The organism is Actinospica acidithermotolerans (assembly GCF_018139625.1).
In the GTDB taxonomy this organism is placed as follows: Bacteria; Actinomycetota; Actinomycetes; order Streptomycetales; family Catenulisporaceae; genus Actinospica; species Actinospica acidithermotolerans.
In genome coordinates, this window is sequence record NZ_JAGSOH010000100.1 from 17046 (window position 1) to 27451 (window position 10406).

The window sequence follows — 10406 nt, forward strand, 5'->3', positions numbered from 1 at the left end:
GGTCCAGAGCGCACCGTGGGAGGTGTGAGGGATGGCGGAGCGGCTGACGGCGCAGGACGCGGGCGCGCATGTCCGCGGCGTGTGCTTCAAGACCGGGCCTCCGGCCCTGGTCGGAGTCGAGCTCGAATGGCTGGTACACGATCTGGTGGACCCGCTGCGCCCGGTACCGCGCGCTCGGATCGAGCGCGCGCTGGACGGGCTCGGTGGGCCCGGCGCGTTCCCCGGCGGAAGCTCGTTCAGCCGCGAACCCGGCGGCCAGGTGGAGCTCAGCTCCCGGCCGGGTCCGCTCGCCGCGTGCGTCGCGGACATCGCGGCGGACACGGCCCTCTTACGCGCAAGGCTGGCGGCGCACGGGATGGCGCTCGCCGGCTGGGGGCTCGAACCCTTCCTCGCCCGCAACAGGGTGCTGCGCCTGCCGCGCTACGAGGCCATGGAGGCGCATTTCGACCGGGGCGGCCCCTGGGGCCGCCGGATGATGCGGTGCAGCGCCGGACTGCAGGTCAATCTGGACGCCGGGGACGAGAGCCCGGGGATCACGGGGTGGCGGCGGCGCTGGGAGCTCGCGCACCGGCTCGGCCCGGTGCTCGTCGCCGCGTTCGCCAACTCGCCGCTCTGGCGCGGCCGGCCCACCGGCTGGCGCTCGAGCCGCCAGGCCGTGTGGTGGCGGACGGACCCGACCCGCACCAGGCCGCCCCGGCACGGCGAGGACCCGCGCGAGGCGTGGGCCCGATACGCGCTCGACGCCGCCGTGCTCTGCGTCCGCTGCGACGGGGACGGCGACGGCGACTGGCGGGCGCCCGCCGGGCTCACCTTCCGCGCCTGGTGCGACGGCGCGGTTCCCGGGCTGCGGCCGCCGACCGTCGAAGACCTCGACTACCACCTGACGACGCTCTTCCCGCCGGTGCGCCCGCGCGGCTGGCTGGAGCTGCGGATGATCGACACCCAGCACGGCGACGAGTGGGTGGTTCCGGCGGCCGTGAGCGCCGCGCTGTTCGACGATCCGGTCGCGGCCGAGGCGGCCTGGGAGGCGACCGCCCCCTTGTGCGTATCCGGCTCCGTGCCGGACGCGCCCACCTGGACGCGTGCGGCGCGCTTCGGCCTGTCCGCGCCCGAGTTCGCCAAGGCCGCACTGCACTGCTTCACGGCCGCCGAGCGGGCGCTGCCCGCGAGCTTGCGAACCCCTGTATCGACCTTCATCGAACGCTACGTCGCGCGGGGCCGCTGCCCGGCCGACGACCGACTCGACGCGCTGCCCGGCGGCGCGTCGCCCGCGCTGCGGGAACTTCAGGAGGCCTGGCGTTGACCACCGATCTCGACCGTGCCCTGACCGCGCTGGACACCGCGCGGCTGCGCACCCTCGCCCTCACCGACTGCGTGGACGAGGGCGAACTGACCGCGCAGCACTCGCCGCTGATGTCGCCGCTGGTCTGGGATCTCGCGCACATCGGCAACCAGGAGGACATCTGGCTCGTGCGCGCCGCCGCGGGCCGGCCCGGCGTGCGCCCCGACCTCGACGGAATCTACGACGCCTTCCAGCACACCCGCTCCTCGCGCACCGAACTGCCGCTGCTGCGCCCCGACCAGGCGCGCCGCTACATCGCGCAGGTGCGCGACCAGGCGCTGCACCTGCTCGGCGACGTGCCGGCCGAGAGCGAGGACCCGCTGCTGGCGGACCGCTTCGTCCTCGGCATGATCGCCCAGCACGAGCAGCAGCACGACGAGACGATGCTGGCCACCCACCAGCTGCGCCGGGGTGCGGTCGCGCTCACCGCCGCCGAGCCGCCGCCGGCCGCGGCCGACGCGCTGCGCCTGCCGCGCGAGGCGCTGATCCCCGGCGGCCCGTTCACGATGGGAACGAGCACTGATCCGTGGGCGCTGGACAACGAGCGCCCCGCGCACCAGGTGGACGTGCCCGCGTTCTACCTCGACACGGCGCCGGTGGTGAACGCCGACTACGAGGCCTTCATCGCCGACGGCGGCTACGAGGACCCGCGCTGGTGGACCGAGACCGGCTGGGCGCACCGCTGCCACGCCGGGCTCGAGGCCCCGCTGTTCTGGACCCGCGACGTGAGCGGCGGCTGGCTGCGCCGCCGGTTCGGCGCCGTCGAGCCGGTGCCGCCGAACGAGCCGGTGGTGCACGTGTCCTGGTACGAGGCGGACGCCTACGCGCGCTGGGCCGGGCGGCGGCTGCCGACCGAGGCCGAGTGGGAGAAGGCCGCCCGGCACGACCCGTCCGCGGGCCGCTCCCGCCGCTACCCGTGGGGCGACGCCGACCCCGGCCCCGAGCACGCCAACCTCGGCCAGCGGCACCTGCGGCCCGCGCCGGCCGGCGCCTACCCCGAGGGCCGCTCCGCGCACGGCGTCGGCCAGCTGATCGGGGACGTGTGGGAGTGGACCAGCAGCGACTTCCAGCCGTACCCGGGCTTCGTCGCGTTCCCCTACAAGGAGTATTCCGAGGTCTTCTTCGGGACCGACTACAAGGTGCTGCGCGGCGGCGCGTTCGGCGTGGACCCGGTCGCGTGCCGCGGCACGTTCCGCAACTGGGACTTCCCGATCCGCCGGCAGATCTTCAGCGGCTTCCGCACCGCCCGCGACGCACACCCCGGCGAGGCCGTCTGATGTGCCGTCACCTCGCCTACCTCGGGCCGCGCACCAGCCTCGCGCGCCTCGTGCTGACCCCGGCGCACGGGCTCTACGAGCAGTCCTGGGCACCGCGGATGCAGGTGAGCGGGGTGGTCAACGCGGACGGCTTCGGCATCGGCTGGTACCCGGCCGAGCACGCGGGGCCGGGCGCGGCGGGCGGGAGCGAGGCGGACGGCGACGGCGGCGGCGAACCGGCCCGCTACCGGCGCAACGTGCCGATCTGGACCGACGCGAACCTGCCCGAACTGGCCGCCGCGATCCGCAGCCACGCGGTGCTCGCGGCCGTCCGCTCGGCCACCCCGGGCACCGGCCGGGAGGAGGCGGCCGCCGCTCCGTTCCGGGACGGCCGCTACCTGTTCAGCCACAACGGCGCGGTACCCGACTGGGCGAATCTGCCGGCCGATCTGAGCCCCGCCGAGCTGCTGTCCCTGCCGGCCCGCAGCGACTCGGCGCTGCTGTGGCTGCTGATCTATCGTGAACTGCGCCGGGGCACCGCCCCCGACGAAGCCGTCGCCGGGGTCGTCCGGCACGTCGCCGCCGTGCGCCCCGGCGCCCGGCTGAACCTGCTGGTGACCGACGGCCGCAGCGTCGTCGCCACCCGGTACGGCGACTCCCTCTGGTACCGCACCGGACCCGACCTGCTGATCGCCTCCGAACCCGACGACGAGCCTGTCGGGGAGTGGCACGAGGTCCCCGACCGCACCCTGCTGCTGGCCGACCGGGCCGGCATCGTCCGAACAACATCGCTGCAGCCGACCTACGCCGCCGCGGAGAAGTGAGGAACCCTCCCGTGAACACGACCCGATTCACGCTCGACCACCGGCTCCCCGCCGACCACTACCTGGCCGGCCTGCGCGCCGACGTGACCCGCGGGCTGACGGCCGCGCCACGCACGCTTTCCCCCAAATGGTTCTACGACGAGCGCGGCAGCGAGCTGTTCGAGCGGATCACCGCGCTGCCCGAGTACTACCTCACCCGAGCGGAGTACGAGATCCTCACCGGCCACGCCGCCGAGATCGCCGAGGCGTGCGGCGCGCGCACCCTCGTCGAACTCGGCTCCGGCTCCTCGCGCAAGACGCGCGTGCTGCTCGACGCGCTGCTCGGCGCCGGGACGCTGGAGCGGTACGTGCCGGTCGACGTCAGCAGCACCGCGCTCGTCGCCGCGGGCGAGGCGCTGTGCGTCGAGTACCCGAAGCTCGATGTGGCGGCGACGGTCACCGACTTCGAGGACGACCTCGTGCTGTCCGACGACGACCCGGCCCCGCGCATGCTCGCCTTCCTCGGCAGCACCCTCGGCAACTTCGACCCGGCCCAGCGGCGCGCCCTCTACGCCGAGTTCCTCGAGGCGCTGCGCCCGGACGACTCGCTGCTGCTCGGCGCCGACCTGGTCAAGGACGAGTCGGTGCTGATCCCGGCCTATAACGACGGCCTCGGCATCACCGCCGAATTCAACAAGAACGTGCTCGCGGTCCTCAACCGCGAGTTGAACGCCGACTTCCACCTCGCCGAGTTCGATCACCACGCTGAGTGGAACGCGCAGGAGGAGCGGATCGAGATGTATCTGCGCTCGCGCTCGCCGCAGACCGTGAAGATCCGCGCGCTCGACCTCGTCGTCGACTTCGACGCGGACGAGGACCTGCGCACCGAGCTGTCCTGCAAGTTCCGCCGCCCGGGCCTGACCGCCGAACTCGAGGCCGGCGGCTTCGCGGTCACCCGCTGGTGGACCGACCGCGCCGAGCGCTTCGCCCTGCTGCTCGCCAGGCCCGTGCACTGAGCTCACCGGCTGGGGACGGCGTTTTTCGCGAAATCTCAGGGACGTGCGCGACGATGACGGCACTATGACTTCCTCCGCCGCGTTGACCGAACGCTCAGGGCAGATCCCGGTGGATCCGGGTCTGCCCGCCGCCTCGCCGTCCCCGGCGCGCAGGCGGCTGCAGCTCGTACTCGCCGGGCTGTGGCTGCTCGACGGCATGCTCAAGCTGCAGCCGTACATGTTCACCAAGAACTTCGCGCCGATGACCATCGGCGAGGCCACCGACGGCGCGCCGTTCTGGCTCGCCGATCCGATCGACTGGGCCAAGCGCATCGTCTCGGCCCACCCGGTGGGCACGATGGTGCCGTTCGCCCTCGTCGAGATCGCCATCGGCCTGGCCATCGCCTACCGTCCGACGCTGAAGTACGGCCTGACCGCCTGCCTGTGCTGGGTGCCGTTCCTGTGGTTCTTCGCCGAGGGCCTCGGCGGGCTCGCCACGAGCACCGCCGGGCCGCTCGGCGGCGCGCCGGGCGCCTCGGTCCTCTACGGCGTGCTCGCCGTGCTGCTGTGGCCGACCGACCGGTCGGGCCCCGCGGTCACCAGCGAGGCGGTGCGTTTCGTCGGCACCCGCGCGGCCCGGATCGTCTGGGTCGCGCTCTGGGGCCTGCTCGCCGCCCTGTGCCTGCTGCCGGCCAATCGCGAGGCCGGCTCCGTCTCCGACGTCGTGGCGGGCAACGTCGAGGGCGCCCCGAAGGGCTACGTCTGGCTGCTCGACCAGGCCACGAAGTGGACCGCCGGGCGCGGCGCGGAGATCGACACCGTGCTCGCCCTGCTGCTCGCCTTCGTCGCCGTCAGCATCCTGATCCCGCGGCGGCGCGTGGTGCGCTCGGGCATCGTCGTGGCCCTCGTCCTCGCGGCGCTGATCTGGGTGTTCGCCGAGGGCTTCGGCATGCCGTTCCAGGGCATGGGCACGGACCCCGACACCGGGCCGCTGCTCGCCGCCATCGCCGTCGCGTTCTGGCCCGCCGCCGGCCGCCGCGCCGAGGCCTCGGAGCCCGCGGCCGCGACCGTGCCGGGCGCCGCCCTGGAGGAGGGATCCGCCGCGTGAACGCCCCCACCTGGCTCACCACCCTCGTCGCCACCCTGATGGTGCTGGTGGCCACCTACTCCCTCTGGCGGCTCGCCGTCGCCCGCCTGTGGGAGCGGGCCACCGACTACGAGTCGGACATCCTCAACCTGGCCATCGGCGTCGCCGGAGCGGGCCTGGTCGCGAGCTGGGCGCACACCCTGCCGCGCTCGGTCTGGACCGGCGCCTTCGCGGTCGGCGGTGTGTACTTCGCCGTGCGCGCATACCTCGCCCGGTCGGACAAGGCGCGGCGCGGCCGGCTCCTGGCGCACGCCGCCTGCTGCGCGATCGTCGTCTACATGTTCCTGGCCGGCGTCGCCCCGACCACGATCAAGGGCTCCACCGCGGGCCAGTTCACGATGGCGGGCGAGCCGGGCATGATCCTCGACCAGACCATCACGTTCCCGACGATCGGCCTGATCTTCGTCGTCGGCCTGTGCTTCTACGCCGTGACCGTCGTCGACCGGATCGAGCCGCTGAAGGTCGAGAGCGCCGCGTCCGCCGAGCCCGAAGACCTCGACGAGGGCTTCGGCAGCATGGACGGCACCGGCGGCGGGATCGGCCGGATGCTCGCCCCGCGCAGCGTCGAGGTCTGCCGGGTCGTCATCGCGCTCGTCCTGATCTACGCGATCCTCACCAAGCTCGTCTGACCGCGTGCGCAGCCCGGCTCACAGCCGCGCCCCGGCGGGTGCCACGGCGGCGAGGCTCGGCTGCAGGCGGCGGGCCGCGTCGAGGTGGTCGCCGGTCCAGATGATGCGCACGGCCGTCGCCGTGGCCTGGCCGTTCTCGTCGGCGAGGTCCCGGCGGACCGACTCGACCAGCCGCGCCTCCGCGGCGGCGTTGCGCGCCAGCGGTGCCGGCGCGGGCAGGTACCGGTCGAAGCTGTCGGCGAGTTCCGAGTACCAGTCCGCGACCCGGGTCGCGGCGCCGAGGAGTTCGACGCGGGCCTGCGCGCGGTCGGGCTCGCCCTGCGCGCCCTCGGCCTGCCGCCACAGCGCGAGCACCGCGTCGGCGGCGAGCCTGAGCCCGACGACTCCGGTGACGAGAGTCGTCATGTCCGACAGGGGGACCGGCTTGGAGCCGCGTTCGGCGAGATAGCTGCGGAACGCGTCGTCGAGACGCCGCGCCGCCGCGGCCGCCTGGCGGCTCTCGAGCGCCGGCGCCGTCGCGGGCGACGGGTCGGACGTGCAGCGGCCGAGGGCGAACTCGACCGCGCCGGCGAGGTATCGGGCGGCGTCCGCGTACGCCTCGGCCAATGCCTTGTCCATCGCCGCCTTCGCGCCGCGCGGCCAGAAGAACAGCGCCACCACGACGCTCACTGCGCAGCCGAGCGCGATGTCCTGGATGCGCAGCAGCACGATGTGCCAGTCAGGGTTCTGCCCGATGTTGAACAGGATCACCAGGGTGACCGTGAACGCCGCCTGCCCTGCGGCGAAGGAGATCGCCGCGGGGGCGATGCCCGCGATCAGGATCGCGAACGGCAGCAGGAACCACAGCACGTTGCCGTGGTGGCCGACCAGCGCGAGCAGCCCGGCGCCGAGGATCGAGCCGACGACCGTCCCGCTCACGGCCCGCAGCGCGTTCTGGCCGGTGTTGAGGGCATTGGAGCGCAGCACGGAGAGCGTGCCGAGCAGCACCCAGAAGGAGTGCTGAGCACTCGTCAGATTCGCCAGCGTGACCGCGATGCCGAGCCCGACGGCGCCGCGCAGGCTGTTGTGCAGCCAGACCGAATGCCACTCGAGGTGTGCGCGGCCGCGCTCCCGGGCCGCGGCCAGCGGCTGGCGCACCGCGCCCGGTTCGAGGCCGAGCAGCTTGGCGAACCAGCCGCGCTGCTCGGCCTCCGCGGCGAGCTCGACGTTGCTCGCGATCTGCAGCGTCGCGAAGCCGAGCTCCTGCGCACGGAAGGAGAGGTCGAGCACGCCCAGGAACTCGCGCACCCCCGACTCCGTGCCATCCACCGGCCGGTCCACCGGCAGCCGGACGGTCGCGCCGTCCTCCATCGCCGCCATCGCCGCCCGCAGCTCGCGGGTCGCGGCGCGCAGCGGCTCCGGGTCGGCGTGCGAGTCCTCCAGCAGGTCGGCCGCGCAGTTGAGCACTGCCGCCGCAGCACGTCGCGCGACGTGCGCCTCGCGGTCGCAGGTCGGGGCGCCGTCGCTCGGCAGCGCGCTCTCCGTCATGATCGCGCTCAGCCAGGTGAGTTCGTCCACCAGCCGCACGAGCGCGCGCGAGCCGAGGGACAGGCCCGTCGGCCGGTACGGCGTCGCGTTGAACGCCTTGCGCAGCGCGGCCTCCGCCTCGGCCGCCTTGTCCGCCGTCATCCGGCACTGCTTCACGCTCGGCGCGTTCTCGTCCCTGGCCAGCACCGACGCGTCGGCGAGCAGCTGCGCGGCGACGGCCCGGCACACCCGGGCCGCCGGAGCGCTCAGCGGATCGGTCGACGAGCGCGGCCACAGCAGCGAGATCGCCAGCATCGCCGCCGCCGTGGCGAGCCCGACCCCGGCCAGCCGCGCGGGCAGCTGCCCGAGCGGGACCGGGTTCGTCACCGGCAGGATGAACGCCAGCAGCAGCGGCGTGGCCGAACTCGCGAGCACCGAGCTGACCACGCCGGAGAACAGCACCAGGAACCCGACGGCGACCGTGCACAGCACGGCCAGCCAGGTCACCCGGGCCGTGAGCGTGCCGAGGCAGATCAGCACCGCCCAGGCCGCCCCGAGCCCGATGTGCGCGCGCAGGCGCTGCACCCTCGGGCCGGTGTACTCGACCATCAGCAGCATCGCGAACGCGCCGAAGGACGCGTAGGTCGCCATCGGGACCGAGTGGACGACCTGCGTGCACAGGGCGAACAGCGCGGGCATCACCAGCGCGGTCCGCCCGGCGCGCCGGGTCGCCGCCAGGGCCGGGTCATGCCCGCGGAGCCAAGTCAGCATGGAGCCAGTATCCGCGTATTCGGCCCGGTCCGTTAGGCGGCGCCGAATGTGAACCAGTGGACGTTTACATAGTCGGCCGGCTGTCCGCTGGAGAAGACCAGGTAGACCGTGTGCGTGCCGGTCACCGTGCTGATGTTCGCGGGCACCGTCTCCCAGCTCTGCCAGCCGCCGGTGCTGGCGATCGCGAAGCTGCCGACCGGGGTGGCCGTCGGGCTGTCGAGGGCGACCTCGACGAGGCCGCTGATCCCGGAGGCCGCGCCGGACGCGACCCGCGCGATGAACTGGCCGGCGCCGGTCGAGCCGAACTGGACGTTGTCGTACGCCAGCCAGCAGCCGTTCGAGATGTAGCCCACGTCCTGGCCGCCGCCGGTGTCGGTCGTGGTCTCGGTCTGCGTGCCGTTCTTCGCGCTGTACGACGAGGCCTGGATCGTCGAGTAGGCGCTCACGGCGGCGCCGGAACCGCCGGTCGCGGTCGCGCTCGCCGACGCGGAGGACGAGGAGCCCGCCGTCGCCGTGCCGCCGCCGACCGCGATCGTCAGCAGCGTCGGGTTGCCGTCGGAGACGAAGCCGGACTGGTCGGTGCCGCCGGTCGGGGTCACGTCGTCGTACGGGAACGCGTAGCCGCGGCCGTCCAGGTTCGCCGCGTGCACGATCCGCGCGTAGTGGTTCGTGACCGCGTTCTGGTAGTAGTTCGACGGGTTCTCGCCGTCCGGCTGGTCGGAGTCGATCAGCAGCGTGGTGCGGTTGAACGCGGCGCTGAGCCGCGCGACGAGCGGGCCGCGCTCGCCCGAGGTGTCGGCGAACGGGCCGGTGCTGCAGCTGAAGATGTCGGCGGCCGACGGCTCGGCGAAGGTGCTGCCGTTGGAGAAGGTCAGGGTGCTGCCGGAGGCCGTGCCGGTGACGCTGCCGTACGAGGCCTGCGTGTCCACGGTCAGTGTCGAGCTCGCGTACTTCGAGTACACCGAGTTCACGTACGGCGTGAAGTAGCCGGAGAACAGGGAGGAGTCCATCACGATGCCGTTGTTCGGGCTCAGCGCGCGCAGGTTCTTGCCGCCCGAGGTCACGACCAGCTTGTCCCAGCCGGCGCCGTCCGAGGCGTTCTGCGCGATCAGGTTGGCGCAGACGGTGTCCAGGCCGGTCGACGGCATGCCGCTGACCTTCTGCACGGTGCCGGAGGAGTTGGTCAGCGCGAGAGAGACCGGGATCGAGACGAAGTCGACGTAGCTGATGTTCGCGTACAGCTGCGAGCTGTTGAAGGTGAACTCGCAGAAGTCCCACATGATGTCGATGTTCGGGTCCGAGGGGTTGCTCACCGAGGGCTCGACGAGCGCCGGGCCCGGGTTGAGCAGGAACGTGATCGGCGAGCCGACCGAGAACCAGATCCGGCCGCCGGCGATCTGCGGGATGGTGATGGAGGTGGTGGTGCCCGGCGCACCGAGCGGGATCGCGCAGTTCGCCCCCAGCGCGGACCCGGTGGCGCTCGGCGAGGACGGGTAGTAGACGGTCTTGCCGTCCGACTCCAGAAGCATCAGGGCATTGTTGTTGTTGATCGCCTGCCCGGTGACGTAGGCGTACACCGTGCTCGAGGTGGTGGTGTTCTCGATGTCGATCTGCAGCGTGGACGGCGTGGCGGAGGCACCCGAGAGCAGCGCCCCGCTGCCGATGCCGAGCGCGGAGCCGCCGACGACGGCGGCCGAGGCGGTCAGCAGTTTCCTGCGGTTGATCATGGAGGTGGGCTCCCCTTCCGGAAACGTTTTCGGTGAAGCTGCGTCAGAGTATGGAAACCTCAGCGCCCTCCGTCAATAAATTGCGCCTTAAGACGTGGCTAGCTGTACTGACCACAGAGGTTGGTGACGGGGGTCACGGCCGGTTGATCTTGTAATGGGTGAGGGCCTTCTGGCTTGGTGTGGATTGCGACATCTGCACCGGCTACCGGAAAGGCCCTCATGCCCCACCG

8 protein-coding genes are annotated in these 10406 nt (G+C 72.8%); 6 read left to right on the forward strand and 2 right to left on the reverse strand.

What is annotated here, in order from left to right:
• The first annotated feature begins 31 nt into the window (after nt 1-31).
• The 6 genes from egtA (at nt 32) to KDK95_RS26070 (ending at nt 6172) form a co-directional block, all read left to right on the forward strand.
• Nucleotides 32-1303: an ergothioneine biosynthesis glutamate--cysteine ligase EgtA gene (egtA, locus tag KDK95_RS26045; protein WP_212520929.1), complete on the forward strand. Its 1272-nt coding sequence runs from the start codon at nt 32-34 to the stop codon at nt 1301-1303.
• A complete protein-coding gene (gene egtB / locus KDK95_RS26050; RefSeq protein ID WP_249161900.1) occupies nt 1300-2619 on the forward strand; it encodes an ergothioneine biosynthesis protein EgtB in 1320 nt (439 codons plus the stop codon). Before egtA ends, egtB begins: the two co-directional genes overlap by 4 nt.
• A complete protein-coding gene (gene egtC, locus KDK95_RS26055; protein ID WP_212520930.1) occupies nt 2619-3422 on the forward strand; it encodes an ergothioneine biosynthesis protein EgtC in 804 nt (267 codons plus the stop codon). Before egtB ends, egtC begins: the two co-directional genes overlap by 1 nt.
• Before the next feature lie 11 nt (nt 3423-3433).
• Nucleotides 3434-4417 (forward strand): L-histidine N(alpha)-methyltransferase, encoded by a 984-nt coding sequence (egtD, locus tag KDK95_RS26060; protein WP_212520931.1) that lies wholly within the window; start codon nt 3434-3436, stop codon nt 4415-4417.
• Between the two features lie 64 nt (nt 4418-4481).
• Nucleotides 4482-5504, forward strand: coding sequence for a hypothetical protein (locus tag KDK95_RS26065; protein ID WP_212520932.1), 1023 nt, complete (start codon nt 4482-4484; stop codon nt 5502-5504).
• Nucleotides 5501-6172: a DUF5134 domain-containing protein gene (locus tag KDK95_RS26070; RefSeq protein WP_212520933.1), complete on the forward strand. Its 672-nt coding sequence runs from the start codon at nt 5501-5503 to the stop codon at nt 6170-6172. Before KDK95_RS26065 ends, KDK95_RS26070 begins: the two co-directional genes overlap by 4 nt.
• 18 nt (nt 6173-6190) lie before the next feature.
• On the opposite strand, the gene KDK95_RS26075 is transcribed toward KDK95_RS26070, so the two are convergent.
• On the reverse strand, nt 6191-8449 hold the full coding sequence (locus tag KDK95_RS26075; RefSeq protein WP_212520934.1) for an FUSC family protein: 2259 nt from the start codon (nt 8447-8449) through the stop codon (nt 6191-6193).
• A gap of 32 nt (nt 8450-8481) precedes the next feature.
• Nucleotides 8482-10176, reverse strand: a complete 1695-nt coding sequence (locus tag KDK95_RS26080; RefSeq protein WP_212520935.1) for a beta-1,3-glucanase family protein — start codon at nt 10174-10176, stop codon at nt 8482-8484.
• Nucleotides 10177-10406: the final 230 nt, after the last annotated feature.